The 23,384-nt window shown below is 37.0% G+C and carries 19 protein-coding genes; 2 read left to right on the forward strand and 17 right to left on the reverse strand.

From position 1 onward, the window contains the following. Positions 1–12 precede the first annotated feature (12 nt). Positions 13–1,446 carry a glycoside hydrolase family 1 protein gene (locus KQI94_RS02430; protein ID WP_002369549.1) on the reverse strand — a complete coding sequence of 478 codons (1,434 nt, stop codon included), beginning with the start codon at positions 1,444–1,446 and terminating at the stop codon, positions 13–15. A gap of 242 nt (positions 1,447–1,688) precedes the next feature. On the opposite strand from KQI94_RS02430, the gene KQI94_RS02435 reads away from it, so the two are divergent. Together KQI94_RS02435 and KQI94_RS02440 are read left to right on the forward strand one after the other, a co-directional pair. Continuing rightward, entirely contained in the window at positions 1,689–2,402 is a 714-nt protein-coding gene (locus KQI94_RS02435; RefSeq protein ID WP_002366529.1) for a GntR family transcriptional regulator, read from the forward strand. Between the two features lie 270 nt (positions 2,403–2,672). Then, entirely contained in the window at positions 2,673–3,203 is a 531-nt protein-coding gene (locus tag KQI94_RS02440) for a DUF5067 domain-containing protein (RefSeq protein ID WP_002384665.1), read from the forward strand. Between the two features lie 32 nt (positions 3,204–3,235). Here KQI94_RS02440 and KQI94_RS02445 read toward each other — a convergent pair whose 3' ends face one another. The 16 genes from KQI94_RS02445 to KQI94_RS02520 form a co-directional block, all read right to left on the reverse strand. After that, positions 3,236–4,201: a LacI family DNA-binding transcriptional regulator gene (locus KQI94_RS02445; protein ID WP_002360522.1), complete on the reverse strand. Its 966-nt coding sequence runs from the start codon at positions 4,199–4,201 to the stop codon at positions 3,236–3,238. Positions 4,202–4,216: 15 nt separating this feature from the next. After that, a complete protein-coding gene (locus tag KQI94_RS02450) occupies positions 4,217–7,492 on the reverse strand; it encodes a hypothetical protein (protein WP_002369551.1) in 3,276 nt (1,091 codons plus the stop codon). A 17-nt stretch (positions 7,493–7,509) separates the two neighbouring features. Beyond that, the gene (locus KQI94_RS02455; RefSeq protein ID WP_010777577.1) at positions 7,510–9,660 is read right to left on the reverse strand and encodes a glycoside hydrolase family 3 N-terminal domain-containing protein; all 2,151 of its coding nucleotides are present in this window, start codon (positions 9,658–9,660) and stop codon (positions 7,510–7,512) included. Positions 9,661–9,664: 4 nt separating this feature from the next. Next, a complete protein-coding gene (locus KQI94_RS02460) occupies positions 9,665–10,429 on the reverse strand; it encodes an endonuclease/exonuclease/phosphatase family protein (RefSeq protein ID WP_002369554.1) in 765 nt (254 codons plus the stop codon). Then, positions 10,410–11,327, reverse strand: a complete 918-nt coding sequence (locus KQI94_RS02465) for an acetylxylan esterase (RefSeq protein WP_002390129.1) — start codon at positions 11,325–11,327, stop codon at positions 10,410–10,412. Before KQI94_RS02465 ends, KQI94_RS02460 begins: the two co-directional genes overlap by 20 nt. Continuing rightward, on the reverse strand, positions 11,320–11,913 hold the full coding sequence (locus tag KQI94_RS02470) for a DUF624 domain-containing protein (protein ID WP_002369557.1): 594 nt from the start codon (positions 11,911–11,913) through the stop codon (positions 11,320–11,322). Before KQI94_RS02470 ends, KQI94_RS02465 begins: the two co-directional genes overlap by 8 nt. 56 nt (positions 11,914–11,969) lie before the next feature. Then, positions 11,970–13,568 (reverse strand): ABC transporter substrate-binding protein, encoded by a 1,599-nt coding sequence (locus KQI94_RS02475; protein ID WP_002357899.1) that lies wholly within the window; start codon positions 13,566–13,568, stop codon positions 11,970–11,972. A gap of 17 nt (positions 13,569–13,585) precedes the next feature. After that, positions 13,586–14,467 carry a carbohydrate ABC transporter permease gene (locus KQI94_RS02480; RefSeq protein WP_002357901.1) on the reverse strand — a complete coding sequence of 294 codons (882 nt, stop codon included), beginning with the start codon at positions 14,465–14,467 and terminating at the stop codon, positions 13,586–13,588. A 14-nt stretch (positions 14,468–14,481) separates the two neighbouring features. After that, the gene (locus KQI94_RS02485; protein ID WP_002382199.1) at positions 14,482–15,393 is read right to left on the reverse strand and encodes an ABC transporter permease subunit; all 912 of its coding nucleotides are present in this window, start codon (positions 15,391–15,393) and stop codon (positions 14,482–14,484) included. Positions 15,394–15,684: 291 nt separating this feature from the next. Further along, the gene (locus KQI94_RS02490) at positions 15,685–16,575 is read right to left on the reverse strand and encodes a metallophosphoesterase (protein ID WP_002390126.1); all 891 of its coding nucleotides are present in this window, start codon (positions 16,573–16,575) and stop codon (positions 15,685–15,687) included. A 257-nt stretch (positions 16,576–16,832) separates the two neighbouring features. After that, a complete protein-coding gene (locus tag KQI94_RS02495) occupies positions 16,833–17,507 on the reverse strand; it encodes an AP2 domain-containing protein (protein ID WP_002390125.1) in 675 nt (224 codons plus the stop codon). After that, positions 17,458–18,948 (reverse strand): helix-turn-helix domain-containing protein, encoded by a 1,491-nt coding sequence (locus KQI94_RS02500; protein WP_002363764.1) that lies wholly within the window; start codon positions 18,946–18,948, stop codon positions 17,458–17,460. The genes KQI94_RS02495 and KQI94_RS02500 overlap by 50 nt, the downstream gene beginning before the upstream one ends. 411 nt (positions 18,949–19,359) lie before the next feature. Beyond that, entirely contained in the window at positions 19,360–20,616 is a 1,257-nt protein-coding gene (locus KQI94_RS02505; protein WP_002369562.1) for an NADPH-dependent oxidoreductase, read from the reverse strand. A gap of 18 nt (positions 20,617–20,634) precedes the next feature. Next, positions 20,635–21,243: an NADPH-dependent FMN reductase gene (locus tag KQI94_RS02510; RefSeq protein WP_002363762.1), complete on the reverse strand. Its 609-nt coding sequence runs from the start codon at positions 21,241–21,243 to the stop codon at positions 20,635–20,637. Between the two features lie 26 nt (positions 21,244–21,269). Beyond that, positions 21,270–22,205, reverse strand: a complete 936-nt coding sequence (locus KQI94_RS02515; RefSeq protein ID WP_002369563.1) for an FAD:protein FMN transferase — start codon at positions 22,203–22,205, stop codon at positions 21,270–21,272. Positions 22,206–22,424: 219 nt separating this feature from the next. After that, entirely contained in the window at positions 22,425–23,315 is an 891-nt protein-coding gene (locus KQI94_RS02520; protein WP_002382193.1) for a helix-turn-helix transcriptional regulator, read from the reverse strand. Positions 23,316–23,384: the final 69 nt, after the last annotated feature.

The following is a 23,384-nucleotide window of genomic DNA, read 5'->3' on the forward strand; positions in this document are numbered from 1 at the left end:
CTTTTCTTATAATTAGATTAGTCCATTTGTTTCAATGACTTTTTGATACCAATAATAACTGTCCTTCGGGATTCTTTCTAAGGAACCTTTTTGTGTTTCATCTTGATCCACATAGACAAAACCATAACGCTTTTGATAGCCGTTAAGCCACGACAGTAAATCGGTGTAACTCCATGTACAATAACCAATAACTGAAACGCCATCCGTAATCGCCTCTTGAATCGCTTGGATATGGCTTCGCAAATAATCAATGCGATAAGTATCATGAATATGTTTATCTTCTGTTAAGGTATCATATTCGCCTAACCCATTTTCAGTAATTAAAATAGGCACTTGATAGCGACTAGCTAATCGTCGTAAGGCAATTCTCAAACCTTGCGGGTCAATGGCCCAATCCCAGTTCGTTCGTTCAACATATGGATTATTTACTTTTTTAAATAATCCTGGTACCCCAGATTCCGTTTCAGAACCCTTTTTACCCGTTGTATTCATCTTCCCTATTCCAACGCCATCTAATGGATTAGCAGCAACCGTATCCGTCCGATAATAATTAATACCTAGAAAATCAGGTTTGGCTGAACGTAGTAACGCTAAATCGCCCTCTTTTATCGTTGGGGCCACACCTTGCTCCTTTAAGTAATTTAATGCGGCAATTGGGTATTCTCCCCAAAGATAGACATCTAACCAAAAATGCGACAGCAAATCTTCTGCATTTTCAGCCGCTAAAACATTGGCAGGATGCGCATCAACGGCATAAACAGGCGTATAAGCAAAGCTAGGGCCAATTTTGCCAGGCATTTCTAATTCATGAAACGCATTAATCACTGCTGCATTGGCTAAATTAGCAATATGATTGGCCTCATACATCCGTTTATTGTCTGTTACGCCGGGAGGATGCACGGCTAATTGATAACCTAACGAAGTAAACACATTTTGTTCGTTTAAACTAATCCAATAGCGAACTTTGCCACGGAAAGCGTCAAATAAAATTTTCGCATAGGCCACAAAATCAGCAATAATTTTTCTTGATTCCCAGCCACCATATTCTTTTTGCAAAACAGCTGGCAAATCCCAATGATATAAAGTTACCATTGGTTCAATTCCTGCCGCTAATAACTCATCAATTAAATCTGAATAAAATTTCAGTCCCGCTTGATTTACTTGACCACGCCCTTCAGGTAAAATTCGTGTCCATGCAATCGAGAAACGATATGCTTTTAAACCTTGTTGTTTCATTAAAGCCACATCTTCTTTGAAACGATGATAATGATCGACGGCTAAATCGCCAGTTGTCTCTTTGAACGTTCTTCCTGGTAGCCGAACAAATTCATCCCAAACAGATGCGCCTTTGCCGTCTTCATTCCAAGCACCTTCTACTTGATAAGCTGCCGAAGCAGAGCCCCATAAAAAATCTTGCGGAAATGCTTTTAGTTGGTGATGTTCCATTGTCATACCTCCCTCTTTTCTGTGCTGCCCTTTTATTGTAAAAGGTTTTCACAAAAAGTACCAATCAGATCAATAAGTTCTTCTGTTTACTTTTAAAACTATATAGTTTTAAAAAGGATAAGTCAACTACTTTTATTTAAGTACTTGATTATTAAGTGGTTACGTTAAAAATAAATATATAGTTTTAACACGTTAAATTCATGGTATAATGAGAGAAATACTGGTGATAAAGGAGGACTCTGATGCGCACAAATACACGTTATAAAGAAATTTATGCAGCTATAAAACAGGATATTGAAGCAGGTGTTTATCCCATTAATCAAAAGTTACCCCAAGGTCGTCTTCTTGCAGAAAAATATCAAGTCAGCGAACTAACCATTACAAAAGCCTTACATTTGCTTGTGCAAGAAGGTTATGTTGTCAGACGACGTGGCTCGGGCAGCTTTGTTCAAGACTTTCAAAATCGAACCATTACTAAATTTTCTCCGTTAACCGGCACTTACTCAACCTACGATGGAAAAGTTGAATCCGTGGTTTTAGGCTTTGCAACAGAAGTACCTGAGCCTTGGGTGACTGAAAAATTAAGTATTACAGAAGAAGAGTTAGTCTACAAAATTATTCGTTTACGGATTATCGAAGATGTGCCCTCAATTATTGAATACACTTGGATGCCCGTTGCTTTAATTCCGAACTTGACAATGAAAGAATTGAAAGTCTCCATTTATCAATATATTTCGGAACAATTGCATCAAAAAATTCAAAGTGCGCGGGTCAGCATTTCTGGGATCCGTCCTTCTGCGTTGGAAAAAAAATATCTAAACTTAACCGATAATGATTTCCTGATGCGTGCAGAACAAATTGCTTACCTAGGCAATGGACATATTTTTGAATACTCAATTGCGAATCATATTCCTAGTGAATTCACTTTTGAAACTGTCTTAATTGCAGAAAAATAGAAAACTTTTATGTTGCCATTTCTCATTTCTAACAAAACGATCTCTTTACTTTGAGCCAATACTTTTTGTTAGAAATGTTTTTCTGCTAGTTAAAAATATTTTTCAAATTATATTTCCAAACATGAATTTTGATAAAAGTATTGCTATTTACTAGAACTACGATTAAAATATTGCTTGTAGCACTCTTTTTTATATAGATACAAGCAATTTGTTTTTTACATAGTCAATCAACCAAAGTGAGGACTTTATATGAGGAAACCCTACATTTTAATGAGCTTACTCGTTCTAAGTACCTTATTAAGTGCTTGTTCAACTGTAAGTGGCAGCCCAGCAAGTCAAAGTGCGCCCGCACCTGATGAAGTGTTGGCGACAAGTATTGGGACGTATGAAAATCGAACATTGTTGGTTCCAGATGGTCGTTTAGCCTTAACTGCCTTGCATAAAGGAAAAGATTATCAAGGCAAACCAATGTTTTATGTCCTGTTTGAATTAACCAATACAACCGAAAAAACACAAAATATTCAGCTAATGATTCAAAGTTTTATGGAAGTTAGTCAAACTGTCCACGGAAAAGCCCAAAATTTACAATATGCAGTCTTAACAGATTCACCTTTCCAAGACAAATTAGATCGTTTAGCAGATGAAATCAATCCTGGTGAAACAATCCAAGGCGCTTACCCGTATGAATTTATTAATGAGAATAAGCCGGTCCATTTTAAATTTAGAGATCGCCTTCTCAGTCTGGATGAACCCATTGCATCAGAAGAAATTACCATTACAGAAAAAAGTTTGGTCCGCTAGCTTAGCTAGCATTGGACCAAACTTTTTATTTATTATTCAGACGGAAAAGATTCTCCTTCTATAAAACGAGTGTAAATGTGTTCGCTCTCAGCAGGTTCTCCCCGCATTAAATGAATAATTTTCTCTGCAGCCACCATGCCCCATCGATGTTTAGAATAGGCAATTGTTGCTAATCGCGGTTGCACAAACGCACCTAGTTCAGAATTATCAAAACCAATAATCCGAATGTCTTTCCCCATTTGGTAATTTGTTTCTGCAACATATTTATAGACACCGATCGCCATTTCATCATTAAAAGCAAAAACATCGACTGGTTCTGTCTGTGGTTGACTCAAAATTTTTTTAGCAGCCGCATAGCCAGAAGGTTCGGTAAAATCGCCTTGGATAATTTCATAAGGTATCCCAAAACGAGTTAATTCTCGTGTACTAACAGCCAATCTTTCTTGGCTATCATAACCTTTTTCTGGTCCAGAAAGCAGAAGAACTTTTTTTGAACCCACATTGACAAATTGCTCAATTGCCTGCGTGGCACCGCCACGATTATCCAAGAGAACTTGCCGAATATTCCTATGCTCAGTGGTTCGATCAAGGACAACGATCGAATGGCCTCGTTCAGCAAACTTTTCAATTTCTTTTGTTGGAAATGTCCAATCTAAAATAATTGCCCCATCCACCATTTTTTCAGGAATGAAAAGATGTGACTTTTTACCGCTGCAGACAATCATCTCATAATCAAACAGTGCTAAGCCTTTCTTAATTCCCTCCAACAATTCACCATAAAAACTACCGCCATAATCGGCCAAATAGACACCAATAATATTGGTTTGACGACGTTTTAATGTGCGAGCGGCCATGTTAGGAACATAGTTTAGCTCTTCAGCAATTGCTTGGATGCGCGTTCGTGTTTCTTCAGTTACCTTTGAACTACCATTCAATGCGTAAGAAACGGTCGAGATTGATACGCCTGCTTTTTTTGCAATATCTTTAATTCCTACCATGGACTACTCTCCTTTCTAATGGTAAATTTCAATAACACTTGCTTCATTTAATAATGAAAGTACCTCGTCTTTTTGAACTTCCATTCCCCCTTCTCGATAAGGGTTTTCTTCAAACTTAAACGGAACTTCTTGACCATCGATAACTATTTTCGCTGACTGATTTGGATAAAATTTATATGTGACAGGTTTATCAAACAATTGGTAAGTTAGTGTTAAACCAGACAATTTTTCTGGTAACATGGGATCAAAAACCACGCTTTGGGCCTTTTGCCGAATCCCTAAAACAGCTGTAATTAATTGATTTAAATAAATTCCCGGCCCGCTTGAATAAATTCGCCAACCACCTTTTACCCCAATACTTCCATCTTTTAGTTTACCAAAATTTTCTTGTGATTCATACCTTGTTTTAAAATCGCCATCGGAACTACTAAAATAGGCATTGGCTTGACGTAACTCTGCATTGTGAACCACTTCTTTTAATTGAACTGGATTGATTTGCATTAATGCTTGCCAGGTTTTGTCTCGCTGACCAATTTTCGCCATCGCTTCTGTATAGCGAATGTGCGCATGAACATACTGTAAGCCAATTTCGCGACCAAAATTAGCCGCCTGTTCTGCTCGTTTAAAATTAGTGCTCACACCGCCTCGATAGTTCGCTGGTTTGTTCATTAAGCGCACGCCATCAGGAAACGTTAATTCTTTTTCAATAATTTCTAAATGATGACTTACTTGTTCCGGTGTTAATAATTCAGCTAACATACTACGAGTCATTGGCAATAATCGATATTGAATTCCTGTTTTTTGGTCATTTGGGTGAATCATTTGTTCAAAAGTTTCTGGCGTTTCCATATAAATAAACCCTGGAATCGTTTCATCCGCCAACATATATTTTTGAAAATCGTTCTTTATTCCTGCGACTAAAATTGTTAAGTGCAAACTATAAGTAGCATCGATTTCCGTAATTAAAGCCGCAAATTTTTTCAACACTTGATACGTTAAGGCAACGGTCCAACTACTAGCCATTTGCTCTTTAAGACGATTATCATAAGGTTGTAACGTGTCATCCCAATCGCCGTCACCGTAACAGGATAGAAAAGTTTCTGGTAAAAAATGTTGTTCAATATAATTTATTTCTTTTTTCAAATGTTCAAATAAAGATGCTGTTTCTTTTGTTTTGTGATTATCTTTGCGACTTGTATAAGGGATTTCCGTAGCTAAGATTGAATAATCTGCAGTTTGTTCCAAATAATCAGTCACTACTTTCAATGGCCAGACGATAATATCGCCATGGCTTTCACTGGCTTTTTGTTCTTCGTATCGGTCAAACATAAACCATTGCGGCCAGTTGCCATCGTCCTCAAATTGATTTTCAAATAGATGCTGAATAATGGAGGCCACGATCTTAGGCTGTTGCGTCGCAAAGAAAAATTCTGTCGGTCCTTGCGACACATCTCGTGTGCCCCAAGCTGCTCCACCATATTGTTCTAAGCCATGTGGCGACAAATAATGAACGAGCATATTATGAGTATACCAACGAGTTAATTGATTCATTTGCTGCACACTTGAGTCTGTGTGTGTTAACTCAAAATGATGCAACAAGCCATTAATGAATGCCAAATATTGACTTTCTGCTTTTTCAAAATCTAATGGTGTATTAACTAATGCTTGGTCCTCTATACTGCCCGTAATAAGTAGTGAAAATTTTTGGGTCTTTTCGATTGCCAAGACTAATAAGTCCGCTTCAGCTCCACCAAATAATGTGCTATCGGTTACTTGAAATGATTTATCAACTGTCAATGCATAGGTTAGTTCTGGGTAATAATTTTCTGTAGCAGAATGATTTCCCGTCACTCGAAGCGTTTTGCCAGCTTGTTCTAATTGATAGGTTGGTACTTCTTCCGGTCCTAATAACAAATGGTTAGAAACAGCCCACATATACGCATCCTTTTGACTGGTCACTTCCAATTGAATCACTCTTGAATCAGGCGAAGTGAAAGTGCGTACACGAATTGTATCCTTTGGCAACTTATAATACCAAGTAGCAGAGTTCAACCCCATTTCAAAAGCAGAAGGCATTGTTAGTAAGCGCCATAAGCCATTCTCTAAAATGTAGATTCGTTGACCAGAGCGTTTCATAACGTTTAAAGCGTTTCGGCTATTACTCATTAATTTGTTCATGGTCGTATTTCCTAAAACTACTTGTGAATTGAAAATGCCATACATATACACTGTCGTACTAAGCAAAGGTTCATCAACCGTTAAGCCTTTACCACTTAATAAAATGTGGCCATGCGCTCTTTCCATGGCAATTTCTTTTTCTTGAAGAACAACATGATGGTAATTTTCCGTGAAAAAGGAATACGTCTGACCTCCTACTTTTTCAATTTGTGTCTGAAGGGGATAAAGTGCGGCCAATTCTTCTTCTGTTAATGGATTTCCTGTGATAGGTTCTCCTAAAAGTTTCGGAGGATAGTCCTGTGTTCCTTCTAATGAATCGAATGTCACAGTTTCATAAATAGCTTGTAAGGCTTCTTTCGATAAAAAAGGTTCAGCTAATGCTTGCGGATGTGTTTCTGTTACCGCACCATAAAAAACAAATTCCTTACTTTCATTCGTTAATTGGACGGCTTCCGTTTGTAAAGCGGTGTAAGCAAATTCATATTGATAGACTTCATTTGCTAAATATCTTTTCCTCAATGCTTCTGGTGTGTTCGTTTGTTTAAATGAACGTCCAAAAAATTGATAGCCGTCCGTTGAGTAGCCTGCTAATTTTTGAAAACTCCCTTGAATAAGGGCTGGAAACTTCTCATTTTGCGGTTGATTTTGTCTTGATAAAACAACAAGCTCTTCGCCCTCTTGCCAAATGTGATGATCAAGATACTGCGACACATACGCTTCATTTGACTGAACGGCTCCTTTTGTCGCTAAGCCAATATCTTGACCATAAACAATATCTACTAAGCCAGTTCCAGTGACATTAACCCGCCAGAACCATTGATTGCTTGGCCCCAAACGAAAGTCAACTTGGTAACGAACCGCTTCAAATTCACCCCGCCATGTCAATTGATTATCTGAAAGATAAAAATCACTTTGACTGTTGGAACCAATCATTGGTCGATAATTAATTGTGTCCCCTGTAATTATCCGCAAATAGAGTTGGTTCATACTGCCGTCTAAAGGATTACCTTCTAATTGATTAATCATCATGCCACAGCTATTCAATTCTTTTAAATCACCTGTCTCTAGAAATGTAGCAACTGTGTCTGCTTGCTTAAGCTTCTTTATCTGCATAACTTATCCTTCCCATCTTATTCATTTAACGTGACTGTTGCGGTTTGTACATCGCGACTATTTCCACCAATCATTACGATAAATTCACCTGCATCACTGGTTACCTGATTGTCTGAATGAACATAGCGCACCATATCCTCTGAAAGAAGAAACTGAACTTCTTTTTCTTCCTTTGGTTCCAGCCAAACTTTTTGGAAATCTTTTAACTCTTTAATTGGGCGAACCACTTGTCCCACCAAATCACGTACATAAAATTGCACGGTTTCCTCTCCAGCGATTGGACTGTCATTTTTTACTAAAACAGAGACAGTGACTGGTTCTTCTTTGGTAAATGTTAATGCACTTAGTTGAATTGGTTGATAAGAGAAATGACTATAACTTAAGCCAAATCCAAAGGGATATTTAGCGTAATTAGAGACATCTAAATATTTAGAAACATATTTTTCTTCTGGTGCTGACTCATAAGGACGCCCAGTATTGTCGACATTGTAAAAAATTGGCACTTGACCAACCGTTTCTGGGAACGACATACTTAAACGACCACTTGGATTGTACTCTCCCCACAAAATTTCTGCTAGCGCATTGCCCCCTTCTGTTCCAGGTTGCCAAGCTTGCACAATTCCTTTTGCAACATCTATCCCTTGTAAATCTAAGGGCCGGCCACTGTAGACCGTGACAACAACATTGGGATTTTTCTCAATAATTTGTGCCACCACTGCTAATTGTTTTTCGGGTAGACGAATATCACTGCGACTGGCAGCTTCCCCACTCATCCAATCTGTTTCGCCTAGTGCCACTACTACTTTATCTGCTTGACTAGCTAACGTTAAAGCCTCTTCAATGGCCGCCGCGGTCGGTTCAAAGTAATCAAAGGGTTCTTGGGCAACTAGAAGATTTGTGGTTAATTTTTGGGCCCCAGCCACGAGTGAAATGGCTTCTTCTTTCTTTCCTTGCCATGACCAAGCCCCTAAAATATCTTGTGATTGGGCCCCTGGACCGACAAGCGCGATTTTTTCTTGCGGTGTAAAAGGCAAAATATTTTCATTTTTTAAAAGAACCATTGATTTTTGAGCAATCTTTTTAGCTATTTCTCGATGTTCTTTGCTTAAAATCACTTCTGCTTCCGCTTGTTCATCCGCACCACGATAGGGATTTTCAAATAAGCCTAGCTCATTTTTTAGTTTTAAAATTCGCATAACTGCTTCATCAATAAGTGTTTCAGCAATCCGGCCTTCTTCAAGTAATTCTTTTAAATAATCTGGATAACACGTGGTCATCATTTCAATATCTACACCAGCTTTGATAGCCAATTCTGCTGCCTGTTTTTCATCTTTGGCAACGCCATGAGGAATTAATTCTTTAATCGCTCCCCAGTCTGAAATCACAACCCCTTCAAAGCCAAATTCATTTCGTAATACGTCTCTAAACAGCCATTGGTTGCCTGTAGCAGGAATCCCATCCACTGTATTGAAGGACGTCATGACAAGTTTTGCACCCGCATCTAATCCAGCTTTATAGCCAGGTAAATACATTTCTCTTAGCTGCCGTTCAGACATATCTACCGTATTATAATCCCGACCAGCTAAGGCACCACCATATGCCGCAAAGTGCTTCACGCACGCGGCTACTCGCCAATTGTCTTCTTTTAAATTTTCTCCTTGGTAACCTCTAACCATTGCAGCAGCTAAGCGGCTGTTGAGTAATGGATCTTCACCTGTTGACTCCATGACACGTCCCCAACGTGGATCGCGCACTAAATCAACCATTGGTGAAAAGGTTACATGTAATCCTGAAACAGCAGCTTCTTTTGCTGAAATCTCCGCCATTTTTTCAACCGCTGCTTCATCCCAAGTGCTTCCTAAAGCCAAAGGAATCGGAAAGATGGTTCTGAAACCATGAATAATATCCGCCATTAAAAGTGTTGGAATATTTAATCGATGATTTTGCATATATTCTTTTTGAACACGTTTTGCTTCGTTTGCACCAGAAACACCCAGTGTTGTCCCAGCCGTATCAATCGTTTCTTGACTTAGTCCTAGCTCTGACATAGGGCCGGTCTTTTCTTCTGCTTTATCTGAATAAAACGCTGCTGCTAATTGTAATAATTGATTAATTTTCTCATCAATCGTCATTTCTTCGACTAATTGAATCAGTTGATTTTCTTTCATACTCTCACCTTTCTTCAATACATACTTCTGCTTCTAAAGGAAAATGGTCGGAGGGAAAACGTCCATCGATACTATCTGTTAAACTTGCGGTTTGCTGTACTTGCCAACCTTTTACATAAATATAATCAATTTCTTCTAATTCCGCCCAAGGTTTTGTGTAAGTAAAATTTTGAAATGTTCCTCTTGGGCCATAATGAGTAGCTAAATTTTTGCTATCTTGAAATTTTTTTTGAACAAGTTGATGAACCTCTTCCTCCGACTCTGCATTAAAATCGCCCATTAATAAAGTTGGATACTGTGCAATTTTGTCATGTAACTCCTCTAAGATAACGGTCATTCCTGCTAAACGAGCATGAGCTGAAATATGATCCAAATGAACATTGATGACTAAAAAAGGCGTATTTTGAGTCGTTTCCTTAAATAGTCCCCACAAAGCAATTCTTGGACAGCCAGCTTCAGGATGGATACTTGGCTGCTGAGGTGTTTCAGATAACCAAAAATACCCTGTATCAATAGCCTGAATTTTTTGTTCGTTATAGAGAATCGCTAGTCCTTCTCCTTGACCATCCCCTTCTCTTTCCGCAGAAAGACAGGTGAATGTTGTATACGCCTTTAAATCCCTGACTTGATTCGGTCGTACTTCTTGAATACAACAAAGGCTCCAATCATGAAAATTGATTAACTGACAAACAGCCTCTTTACGAAAAGACCATTGCCAATCTTGGTCATACTCTGTATCTACCCGGACATTATACGTAGCTACTTTCATTTTTAACCTCCTGCAATAGTTGTTGAATTTGACGCATTTCACGACGAATCTGGGTTGTTTCACCACCACCATGGCCTTTTTTCCAATACACTCTGACTGCTTTTCTTGCCTTTATCTGATGATAAGAAGGGAAAAAATCTTTCATCGGACATATCGGATCGTGACTCCCAACAGAAGCAAAGACTGGATTTTTAATTTGCGAAACAAAGTGACGACTATCAAAATAAGGAAGGACCGCGGCAATTTTTTCATGCGCTTGAGGATGCTCTTGTAAGTACTGATGAATAATTTGATACGAACCCGTTCCTTCTGCTACTCGATTTTCTAAACAAGAATGACTTGGAACATCTGCAAAAGTAGCTAAAATCGGGAAGTCGACTAAACTGTTCACCATTAACACTACGCCACCCCCTTGGGAACCACCACGAAGAATGATTTGGTCCTGATTAATTTCAGTAAAGGTCCGCACCACTTCTACGCTACGTAAATGGTCGGCAAACAAACGGCGTTGGTACCAATCTTCTTTGTCTAGAAATCCTCGTCCCATTGGTGCTTCATGCCAAATTGTTTGATATGGCACGCGATCTTTGGTTAATCCCCCTTGACCTCGATTATCAATGACAAAACAAGCACAACCAATTTGTGTCCAATGAGCAAATTGCCAAGGTTCTTGAATATGATTCATATAGCCTAAACAATCAATCACTATTGGCTGTTTCCCCGCCGTTTTAGGAAGTAACAAATAGCCAAAGATGCGCTCACCTAGGAAACTTAAAAAGTCGACCTGTTCCACTTGAACATTTTCCAATGGATAGTCAATGACCCGCCGATGGATATCTAGCGGTATTTTTTGAAGTTCTTCCTTAGTCTTTTCCCAAAACTCAAAATACTCATTCATGTTCCACACCTAACACTTTCTGAAAAAACGCAACTTGAAGAAAAGCCGTTGTCCCGAATCCTAACGCAATATATAAAAACAAATTAAACTTATAGAAAAAAACAAACGTTAAAAGAGGTAAAATAAACAAAATAATCGCATTGGCACTATTACTTAAGACCACATAAACCGTCTCACCTAGTGTCTTTTTAACGGACCAATTAAAAACGGAAAAGAGAAAAAGAAAACTCGTCAAAAATAATGCAACAAAACTTAATAGAAAAATAGCTAAGAAACCTAAACTAGTGGCTATTTTAAATAAACTTGTTACGACAATACCGCCCAGTAAAAAAGCAACGAACAAGACACCTGTTAAAATAAAACCTCGCATGATGTTATTTTTTAATGCTGTCCAAAACGTTCGCAAAACAGGAATATCTTTTTCACGATACAAACGATATATCGTTCGATACAACGCAATTAAGCCGACACCGCTAAAGATGCCTGTTATACAGGTAATTAAAAAGAGAAAATTAATAATGATCAAGTTGGCAATAAAAGAAAAAATCCGATAATACCAACCTTCATATGCAAATAGCTTATTCATATTAAAAGAGAAAAGCGGATTTCTCGTTGCTTTATCCGCTTTTCTCTCCTCCTCTCTTACTTAAGTTTGTCTCTGTTTTCCGCCATTTTCTCAGATTTTATTTTTTCAATTGCATCCCATTTATTTGATTTTAAGAATGCTTTGTAGTCTTCTAAAGATTTGTCAAAGGCTTTATCATCTTTCGCACGAATCATTGAAATAACGGTTGTATTTAGTTTGGTTTCAATCGCTTCATTCGCCCGAGCTTCCGGCGTTCCTGCATCTGGATTAATATTTTCAATTACGAAATGTGGGACTAATTTTCCTTTGCCCCATTCTTGCATTTGCGTTAAAGCACTTTCCATTGGCACTTTTAGTTTATTGACACGGTCGTTGTTAAAGTATAGGAAACGACTAATGCCATATTTTTTGTTGTAGGCATCATTGTCTGTTTGTTCTAATTTTTTCACTTCTGGTAAATAATCAATTTTCCCTTGATCATTGTACGCATAAGTAACTCCTTCAACGCCATATTTTGTTAAAATTTGTCCTGGTTCATCAATTAAATATGTGAATAGTTGAGTGACTTTCGCTGGATCTTTCGCATCTTTCGTAATGTAATTACTTAACCAACCTGAAATGCCGGTTTGATTTAATGTTGGTTTTCGGCCAGAAGTACTACTTGGTCCATCAATGGCTATATAACGTGTGCCAGATTTTTTCATAAATTCTGTAAAGTTCCCACCTTGACCACTGGTTCCAGCAACGAGCATGGTTGCATAATTTCCTTGTTTCACTTTTTCATCAAACGTCGCTCCATCATCTGTGAAGCTATCATCACTAATATTGCCTGCTCGGTAAACATCATTAAATGTTTTTAACCATTCTAAGTATTCTTTATCTAAATTTCGATCATAGTATTTACCATTTTTATCCTCTAAAGGAACACCTAAGAAGTCTTGTAATTTGTCTAAAAATGGTCCTGCACCATCGCCCACTGTGGTAAAGCCCATTGGGGTCATCTCAGGATATTTTTCTTTAATCTGTTGCATGACTTTTTCAAAATTTTCTGGTGTTGAAACGTCTGGCTTGCCTAATGCATTATAGACATCTTCACGAATAACAAAATTATCATTTACTGGGATATTTCCACTTTCATAATCTGCTTTTGTATTAGAGTAATTAGGGTAACCATATGTTTTTCCATCCTCTAAGGCATACCATTTAAACGTATCTTGGTTAACAACTTTCATTAAATAGGGGTCATATTTTTTAGCTAAATCGTTTAAAGAATAGGCCCAAGAATCTGCTTTCAATGCTGCTTGTCCAGTTTTTTCAGTTAATGTCACGATATCAGGCATATCTCCACTTGAAATCATGGCATTTAATTTTGAATCATCGCCGGAAATAAATTCAATATCCACATTTAAATCTTTTTTAATCTGCGCAGTGGTCACGTCTTTTCCAAAAGGTAGCGCCGTCCAATCTGAGTTAATATACCATTTAATCTTGGTCGGTTCTTTCTTCTTATCTAACTTCCAAGCAGGCGTCTTTTCATCTAATTCATACCGATCCTTAATTGAGACATCTGAGCTAGCTTTCTTTTCCCCACCGCTACAGGCCGCTAAACTAACGACCGCCGTTGCCACCAATAAACCGCCTAAAACTTTTTTCATATTGTTCCCTACTTTCTTTATTCTTTTACTGCACCGGCCATCATACCGCCGATAAAGTGTTTTTGTAGTAATGGATAAATGATTAAAATTGGTATCGTTGTAATGACAATTGTTGCCAGCTGAACACCACGTGTCGTTGCCTGCACCACCATATCTGTACTGCCGCTCTCTGTCATGGTACTCAAGTTTGATTGAACAATAATTTCATAAATTTTCATCTGCAATGGATACAGATATTCTTTGGTAATATATAATTTCGTGGTCATAAAGTCATTCCATTGACCTACCCCATTAAATAAAATAATGGTGGCTAATGCCGGTTTTGTTAAAGGTAAAAAGATTTTATAAAAAATTTGAAACTCACTGGCGCCGTCTATTTTGGCGGATTCTTCTAAAGATGGTGGAATTTCTCGGAAAAAGTTCATTAAGATAACTACATCATAATAGCTAAATAAAGCTGGAATGATATATACCCAGAAGGTATCTAAGAGTCCTAATGACTTAATCAAAAGATACGTGGGAATCATGCCCCCACCAAAGTACATTGTAATGACACCCATCGTTGTATAAATATTACGCCCGACTAGTCTAGATTTACTAAGTCCATAAGCAACAATTGCACAGAACAGCGTATGCGTCGACGCACCGATGACTGTTTTTAAAACAGAAATCAAAAACGCTCGCGGAATGCTACTATCCGAAAAAACTTTCCGATAATTTTCTAGCGTAAATCCTTTCGGCCATAAAACCAAGCCTTTACCGGCTAAACCCGAACTTGACGAAACTGAGGAAACTAAAATATTCCAAATTGGCACGATAATTAATAAAGAAAACAACACAAGAATTAACGTATTGAAAAAGTAAAACCATTTGTTTTCTTTTGATTTTCTTTTAATCACAGCTGTTGCCTCCTTTATAAAATAACCGACCGACCATTGTTCATTTTTCTAGTAATGCGATCTGTAATGACTAATAAAACAATTGAAATAACAGAAATCCCTAAACCAACTGCCGTCGCATAAGAAAAGTCCCCTTGCGTTAGCCCCATACGATAAACAAATGAATTAATTACTTCTGATTTGTTTTGGTTTTGAGCATTCATTAAAACCAACGTTTGATCTAAGTTCGATCCCAATAAACCGCTAACATTTAGAATTAAGTTCAACGAAATAATCGGCGCTAATAAGGGCAAAGTAATCGTTCGGATTTGTGTTAATTTTGAAGCACCATCAATTCTCGCGGCTTCATAAAACGTTGGATCAATGCGAGACATACCAGCAAGATAGAGAATCGTGCCCCAACCTACTTCTTTCCACAAATCAGAAAGAACAGCAATCCACCAATACTTATCAGGATCTAACAAATGATTGACGCCCTGATTCATTAAGCCTAACGACATCATGACTTGGTTGATAAAGCCATTTGTTGAAAGCCACGAAATCAACATCCCGCCTAAAACGATCCAAGAAAAAAAGTGCGGAATATAAGAAATCGTCTGAATCACTTTTTTTAAATGTCCATCTCTCATTTCAAAAATCATTACCGCTAAGATAATCGGAATAGCGAATCCTAAAAAAAGTTTCATTAAACTAATCGCTAAGGTATTACGAACTGCTTCCCAAAAAAAACTATCTTCCATAATGATTCGAAAATTTTCAAGTCCAACCCATGGTGCAGAAGAAACCGTATCAACAATCGTATAATTTTTAAAAGCAATGATAATTCCATAAATTGGAATATAGTTAAAGACAATCATGAATGCTACACCCGGAAGTACCATCCAATGCAATTGCCGCTGATCATAAAACTTTTTTAGTTTTTTCATAAGCAGGGTTCCTTTCTTTTTAGTGAAACGTTTCTACAAACAGATTATACATTCACTTCAAACGGTTGTAAACCCTTACATTATGGTTTTATTTAAAAATAACAGCATTAAAAAGCGCTATAGACCATTTATAAAGAAATTATTTTCCCTGCTTCTTTTTCCATAAAAATACTCTTTTCTAGATATTTTAAAGCATTTTATAGAAACGTTTCACCAAAATATGAACATCTTTTTCTTAAAAATAATTCTGTTAAATAACAGAAAAAAGTCTGGTCGGATTGACCAGACTTTTTAAATATAGATAGTAAAATGTGTAATTTCAGGGATCACCCCAAAACGGGCATGAATGGCGGTCGTCCCTAAGCCTGTATTAACATATAGTTGCGTTTCTTGGTCCAACTGATACAATCCTCTGGTATACTTTTCAGCTAAAACATTTGTGATTGGATAAAAAGGAATCCAAATTTGTCCGCCATGGCTATGTCCTGCTAAAACTAACTGTGTACCCGTACCAATAAATGCATCCGCGACATCTGGTTCATGGGTCATTAATAACGCATAGTCATACGTTTCTCGATAGGATAATGTTTCTGAAACGGAAGGATTTCCTAATAACGAGTCATCTAAACCACCAATAAAAAGACGGCGTCCATCTGCTAGGGTTACTGTTTCTCCTTGGTTTTTCATAACGGTAAAGCCACTGGCCTCCATGACTTCATCATACACCGCAGAAGCACCGCCACCATAATCATGATTTCCCCAAACTGCATATTTTCCAATTGTCGCTTGCAACTGTTTTAATTTTTCAATCATCGGTTCTTTTTGTTGCGGATTTTTGGCATAATTGTCAAATAAATCACCTGTAAAAACGATAATATCTGGTTTTTCACGATTGACTTTTTTTATGACTTTATCTAACCGCTTCGTCTCATAAAATTCTGAAACTTGTATATCCGAAAGTTGCACAACATTTAATGGTTCTCGTTGATTTTTCTTTCCCAAAGTCACCTGATTAACGTGAACTAAATTCGGCTCAATCTTCCATGCATAGATTGGGAGTGCGATAATTAAGAAAAAAAATAAGAGCATTATACTTAAACCAATTTTTTTAACCACATCACTCGCTCCTTTCTTTTCTTTGATTTCCGAAGACTTAGTATAGAGAAGAATCTTCTTAACCACAATCTAAAACAAAGGAAATTAAGGCTTTGTTAAACAACCTAAAGAATTTCCACAATCTCTTATCCTTTTCTTAGCTTTTTTATAAAAAAAGCTAGATAATTTCATTTGTCGATGAAATTATCTAGCTAGAACATTCTTCTCTTAATGATGATGTTTTCGAAACGTTTGATAACCAATTAAGCAAAATAAAATCCCCAATAAAATCATTCCAGTTACTGAAAATAAGCCTGCTAACATCTTTCGCATCCTCTCTGTTGCTAAACTTCCTTATTTGTAGTCACTATTTCTTGTTGTAAAATTGGTTGAAATAGACGACGCTCTGCTAATTTTCTTGCTAAAATTGCTTCACTTTTTTTCGTAAAGATACCTAAGTTATGGCGCTTGCCTTTCAAAGAGATATAAGCCAGCCATTTCCCAGAAGCGGTTTGGCTCACTCCTTTGTGTCCGCTGCTATTATTTTTGGGGCGTTTACTTTGTAACTTCCCTGGAATTACACCAGCAACTCTTTGTCGGTAATCCTTCTTTTTACGATGACCGCAACTTTTGGTATGGCCATTCAACAAATTTTCACAGCGAACCCAGCAAGATTGTCCGCACGAACACAGACAATATGCTTTCATTGTCTGTTGAATACTTTCGATCCGTACCACGACTAATTCATGATAGTTTTTTTTCAACATTGTTTGATAGCGATGGTGCGCACATTTGGTTCGATACCCACGAATTAGTTGTCTTCTTGAAGCTTCTGTATAGCTCCCACAAGAACAGCGACAGGCCCAAACAATCAGCCCTTCTTTTCTTTTTGCCGTTGGTGCTACTACTGTCAACTCACCAAACTTTTGACCAGTTAAGTCTTTATAGTTAACTGCTTGTCTCAATTGACTATCCTTCGTATTCTTGTTCTCGCCACATCTCGATTGGGTCTCTCTCATAGTGCTCATTTTTCTGAGTCTCTCCCTTTCTTAGTTCTCTGACCACCTCAGCAAATACTTGCCAATCTTTTGTTTCCGGCAAATGACGCCATGTCAATTGACGACACCGTACTTTCGAACTATAAAAATCGGACAAATACAAATCGGTTTCTAAGGTTAATTTGTGATCAATCATGACATCCATATAATTGAAAGAAGCAATAATTTTTGCAATAAAGCGGTTATAATCCTCCCCACCAGAAAAATCAACAAATACATGAATCGTTTTTTCAATTGCGCAAAAAGACCGATCATTTAACAAACAAAACATAAAATCATAGTATAGATGCACGCGTTCATACATTAAAAATCGTTTTTGATACAGCGACTCTGTCTTTTGTATAAAACCATCTAAGGCGCGATGAATTTGAGGAAACCGCTCTTCAAAGAAACTGCTCTGCTTGGCGGGAATAAATGCAGCCACTGAAAAGTATAGGCGGTCCCAGCGATAACAAATCAACTTTAATTTTTCTTTTGTTTCCACCGTAATTCGCTTTTCAAAGAAAGGAATAACACTATTCATATGATCAATAAATTCGTCTAACATGGTTAACTTATCTGGAAAAACAATCGGACTATCAATGTATTCATTTAAACTTAAAAAAAGAAAAATATATGAAGTCTCTTTGCCAAAATCCTCTTTAAAAAGAGGGGTTTCGCTTGTATAAATTTTTTCAAACGCATGCTGTAAACAGCTAGGCACATGAACTTCCGTAAAAGAGTCCACTACATGATCAGAAAATACACGAAAACGTTGAATCGTTAAAAGAATAAATAGTTGTGCGCTTTGATTAAGACTAAACGTTCTTTGATACATCAATTGTAGATCGTTTATAAATTGTTTAATGCCAGGACTATTTTCCAGCAAAATGTTAGGCAGCCTTTCTTGATTACTTCCATAAAAATAATACAAGCATTGAAAACAAAAACTTCGGATATTTTTCTCTTCTCCAACCAAGCCTGTTGACTTTAATTTAATACGCCAATTAGCTAAAATCAGATTTAGTTTATACGAGAAGGCATAAATTTTGCTTTTGCTCATAAAATGAATTTGAGAAAATTCTTGAATCGTGTGCTTTTGATAGAGGCCCACATCAAGAAGCAACTTGGCCATTAGTGATTGATCAAAATAATATTTTCTTAAGGCTTGATAATCAATTTGCGATAATTTTTGCGCACTAATCAGTCCTTTAGCTGGAAAAAGAATTTGACTCCTTGAAGAAATCTGTGTACATTCATAATTTATTTGACGGCACAACGATTCTAACTTTTGAGTGGATAAATCAAAATATCCATAAAATTCTTCTTTTAATAATGGACCTTCACTATTCATAAAAGTTTGATAAATAAGTAATTTATCTCGGAATTCTTGGTCTAATAATTCATCTAACAAAGTAGTCACATTTTCAACTCCAAACTATCACGCCTTAAGTATCTATTTTTTTAACAAGACGTGAGTGTCAATCTTGCTTATTTTTTCCACAAATTTAAAAATGATTCTTTCAATATTTAGGAATCTTCATAGAAAAGTATTATTTTAACCAAAAAAAGCCCCCTTGCGTCACCAAGGAGGCTTTTTTTGTTATTTTTTTACTTTAAATTTAAAGAAAAGCTGATTTGTTTGACTAATTTTCTGTTTCTTTTCTAGCCTATTCGTCAAAAATGATTGAAACTTTTGGTTCGTCTTCTATACTATCTTCCTATAAAGTTCTTACTCTTTTAAGTATCAGCTTCTGTCAATAAAAGTCCTCATTTGGCATTGCTAATCTGAATACAGTATGACTACTTGTTGCCGCTATTTTTTGCTGTTATTTTACTCTTTAATTGAAGCGCTAGAAACGCTGTCAACTGTTGGCTTTTCGGTCGCTGACTCTTCTTCATGGACTGATGCACTTGAGACACTATCTGCTGTTTCTGGCGCTTCTTTTTTGGAGGCACCACTGACTGCATCGACGTTTTTTCCACCGACTAATTCTTGCCCAGTTTGTTTTAAATACCAATCAACAATTGGTTTAAAGTCTAAAATATACTCATTAATTCCCGCGTAATTTCCATTATCATCATACATCGCTTGATAGTTATGCACTACATAGGTATCTGGTCCGTGCATTGGAACATGAACGCGAATAGCATCTGTTTTTCCTGACCGTAATTGTTGAATCACCCATTCTACATTTTTCAATGCTTTTGGCGGATGGCAATTCGCTAATGGATTACCAACTTGTCCTGGTTGCCGTTTAGCAAACATTTCTTCAGCAGCCATTTTTTTATTGTAATATAAAAATTGATTGTTACTGTCTGCATAAGTCAATTCCATTGGCATTGATTTTAAGAAATAATTTAGCTGATCTACGGTTAAAATGCCTCGATCTAATTTTACATATGTGTCGCCTTCCACAGCCTGAACCACTTCTGCTGCTTGTTCTACCCAATCATCTGCTGCCATATCAACCCCTTCGATCGTTGTTTCAATGGTTCCTTTTGCATGTAAATCCTCAGGTAAGTCTTTTGGCTTAGCCCCTTCTAATTTTGAAATCACATCAATGAATTCCACGAATTTTTGTAATGTGCTTTCTAAAAATTGACGTGTTCCCTCCGCAATTAAGTTGCCGTTTTCATCAAATGCTTCTTTAGCTTTCCCTAATAAAAACTCGTTCCCAGGCATCACGATTGCATTGACACCAGGTGCATCAAGAATTTGACGGAGATGTAATTGCGCACGCGAGGTTCCTTGATCATAATAAGAGCAACCAACAATCATTACTGGTTTATTTTCCAGCGGATGAATTTTGAATGATAACCATTCTAACACACTTTTCAAACCGGCAGGAATGGTATGGTTATGTTCGGGCGTCGCAATAATTACGCCGTCTGCTTGTAAAATTTTGCGATTCATATTCTGAATCAAGACACTGTTCGTTTGATCCTTACTTTGATTAAACATTGGAATATCTTTAATTTCTAAAATTTCCAAGTCGAACATTTTATAAAACTCTTTGCCAATATATTGCAGTAGTAACCGATTATAAGAAGAATCAGCGTTTGATCCGACGATCCCAATTAATTTCATTTTATTCACTCCATTTCGTTAAATCGTTTCCCATGAGAAATTTTCTGCTTCTTTTTTATTTTGCGCATGCGCATGTTTCAGCTGTTCTGTAATTTCAATAAATACACAAAAATCTGCAAACAAACCAGCTAGTTTATCTATTTGTTCTGAATCTTTTAACGCATTGTTTTCATCAAAAGCTTGTAAGGAATGCGCTAATAGAAATTCAGAGCTTGGCATAATTCGTGCTTTCAATTCAGGAGCATCTAAAATTTGACGTAGATGCGCTTGTGCTCTAGAGGAACCTAACGTGCCATAGGATGCACCAGTAATCATAACTGGTTTATCAACAAACGGAAAAATCCCGTAAGATAACCAACTTAGGGCATTCATCAAAGAAGCCGGCACCGCATGGTCATATTCAGGCGTACTGATAATGACGCCATCTGCTGCTTCAATTTTTTCAGCAACCGTTTTAACTATTTCTGGCAAAGCTTTGTCTTCTGGCTTGTTAAACATAGGAAAGTCAACAATTTCAACTAGTTCAATGTCAGCCTCCTGCGCAAAATAGTGTTGCATAAATTGCAAAAGTTGACGATTGGTTGATTGCTCTGAGTTCGTTCCTACTAAGCCGATAATTTTTTTCATAATGAGCTGTCCTTTCTTTTTCGGTTCTATGAATGGATAATGTGAAGAGTATCTGCTAACCCGCTGCTATATAAAATTTGCTGGTCTTGTGTAATGATGACTCCTTCAATCCCATCTAGTTGATTGAGGATTTCAAGCGCTTCTGGAATTGGATAACCAAATAAACGCGTTGTCCAAATCTCACCATCCACTGAAGCATCCGAGATAATTGTGATGCTGGCCATTTCAGTTTCCAATGGGTATCCGGTTGTCGGATCCAACAAATGGTGATAGACTCGCCCAGCTTCGGTTAAACTTCTTTCATAAATGCCCGACGTCACAACCGATTGATTAGCCACTTCGACAAGTAAGCTGATTGTTTCTCTGGATTCTTGCGGATTGCGAATACCAATTCGCCATTTTTTGTTTTGATGCATAGAGGGCCCCAACGTCACAATATTACCGCCCAGATTAATCAAAGCAGACGTCACATGGACTTCTTTCAAATAGGCAATTAGTAAATCAGCGATATAGCCTTTTGCTAAAGCCCCCAGATCTAATTTCATTCCTTCTTCTTCCAAAAAAACCGTTTGTTTTAAGGGATTTAAGTGAATCTTTTCTGGATTAATTTTTTTCAAACAGGCTTTAATTTCCTCTTCTGACGGGACACGGGCATCTTTAAAACCGATTCGCCATGTTTGAACTAACGGGCCAATGGTAACATTCAAATGACTAGCTGGATCACAACTATGTTTTTTCCCTAATGCAATTAATTGATACAACTCTGGATGAACGCTGACTGGTTTTTGCCCAGCTTGTTGATTGACAGCCATCAGTTCCGAAGTTGAATCATTTGCACTAAAGCGTTGTTCATAAGTGATCAATCGTTGATGCACTTCTTCTAGAATTTTTTCAGGTTCTTCATGGTCTACAAATACATCTATTACTGTGCCCATCAAATAAATAGTTTGACTTTGTTGCACCTCAAGACTTCCTCTCCACGAAAGATTGTGTTTTATTTCACATTTATTCACAAATGAATCATACGCCTTTATTTGATGCCAGTCAAGTCGTTTATATATTTTTTTATATAAAATAACGACCTTAAAATTTTCATTTAAGGTCGTAACATGTCTTGAACTCTTTTAAAAAACGCTTTTTTTATTATATTTTGAAAATAAATATATAATTTTCTATATAAACTAATTATTCTTAGATAAAATTGTTTCTTTCAATGTTTGAATTGCTTCCAACAAGATGCGGTTTTTATTGATTTTTGCATACGCGCGGGCATCTTGTAGTAGTTCTAAAATTTGCTCTTGCGGCTTTTCTTCAGCTAAGGCATTTTTCGCAAGTTGGAAAGCTGCTCTTGCCAAGTAATACGTGACGTGATTATCAGAACAGATGGAAATCGCATACTCTAACAAAGCATCACTTGTTTCTAAATCGCCTTTTTCTGCATAAAAAACACCACAGTGAAAGACAACATTTAATACTCGCCAAGTATCTTCCATTGATTGAATAGTATAGAGATAAATTTCCTTGAAGACCTTATTGAAATAAAATTCGGCTTTCTCAATTTCGCCTTCTTTGGCATAGGCCATGCCAATTCCAGTAAAAGCTAACAAACGGTAAATATCGCTCGTGTATTTTTGCTCTTCAAACAGAAGTTTTTCAAAGGTAAATAAGCAATCCATCAACGAAGCATTTTGAAAAATCATGACAAAGCCTTGTAAATAATAATATTCTAATAACAGTTGGGAATCTTTGATTTCATCAAAAGGAATATTTTTTAAAATTGTTTGCAATTGGTCATGTTCGCTGGTAATCAAGAAGAATTCTGCTTCTTCCATTTTTTCAAGAATTTCAGGTTGTTTAATCCCTACGCGCGGGAAGAGTTCCCCCAAAGGTAGCTCTAAACGATTACATAGTTGGATCAATATTTTTAAAGTTGGGACTTGACCATTCTTTTCAAAGCGACTAACCGTAACTTGCGTACAAATCCCTTTAGCTAATTCACTTTGCGACAAACCACGTGCTTTGCGTTTTTCTATAAACCGTTGTATATTCATTGCTTTTCCTCTCATTCTCATCTTCTCAAACTTACTATAATACAACTTACCTTAAAAATATATATAGAAAAAGAAAAATGTTTATAACAA

The organism is Enterococcus sp. S183_ASV_20, assembly GCF_018919685.1.
GTDB classification, from domain to species: domain Bacteria; phylum Bacillota; class Bacilli; order Lactobacillales; family Enterococcaceae; genus Enterococcus; species Enterococcus faecalis.

Coding starts and splice junctions, on each gene's coding strand:
- KQI94_RS02465 (WP_002390129.1), bottom strand. CDS start 11,327: ATGAATGAGTATTTTGAGTTTTGGGAAAAGACTAAGGAAGAACTTCAA.
- KQI94_RS02440 (WP_002384665.1), top strand. CDS start 2,673: ATGAGCTTACTCGTTCTAAGTACCTTATTAAGTGCTTGTTCAACTGTA.
- KQI94_RS02445 (WP_002360522.1), bottom strand. CDS start 4,201: ATGGTAGGAATTAAAGATATTGCAAAAAAAGCAGGCGTATCAATCTCG.
- KQI94_RS02495 (WP_002390125.1), bottom strand. CDS start 17,507: ATGAGAGAGACCCAATCGAGATGTGGCGAGAACAAGAATACGAAGGAT.
- KQI94_RS02455 (WP_010777577.1), bottom strand. CDS start 9,660: ATGAAAGAAAATCAACTGATTCAATTAGTCGAAGAAATGACGATTGAT.
- KQI94_RS02430 (WP_002369549.1), bottom strand. CDS start 1,446: ATGGAACATCACCAACTAAAAGCATTTCCGCAAGATTTTTTATGGGGC.
- KQI94_RS02450 (WP_002369551.1), bottom strand. CDS start 7,492: ATGCAGATAAAGAAGCTTAAGCAAGCAGACACAGTTGCTACATTTCTA.
- KQI94_RS02505 (WP_002369562.1), bottom strand. CDS start 20,616: ATGAAATTAATTGGGATCGTCGGATCAAACGCTGATTCTTCTTATAAT.
- KQI94_RS02520 (WP_002382193.1), bottom strand. CDS start 23,315: ATGAGAATGAGAGGAAAAGCAATGAATATACAACGGTTTATAGAAAAA.
- KQI94_RS02510 (WP_002363762.1), bottom strand. CDS start 21,243: ATGAAAAAAATTATCGGCTTAGTAGGAACGAACTCAGAGCAATCAACC.
- KQI94_RS02475 (WP_002357899.1), bottom strand. CDS start 13,568: ATGAAAAAAGTTTTAGGCGGTTTATTGGTGGCAACGGCGGTCGTTAGT.
- KQI94_RS02460 (WP_002369554.1), bottom strand. CDS start 10,429: ATGAAAGTAGCTACGTATAATGTCCGGGTAGATACAGAGTATGACCAA.
- KQI94_RS02485 (WP_002382199.1), bottom strand. CDS start 15,393: ATGAAAAAACTAAAAAAGTTTTATGATCAGCGGCAATTGCATTGGATG.
- KQI94_RS02470 (WP_002369557.1), bottom strand. CDS start 11,913: ATGAATAAGCTATTTGCATATGAAGGTTGGTATTATCGGATTTTTTCT.
- KQI94_RS02435 (WP_002366529.1), top strand. CDS start 1,689: ATGCGCACAAATACACGTTATAAAGAAATTTATGCAGCTATAAAACAG.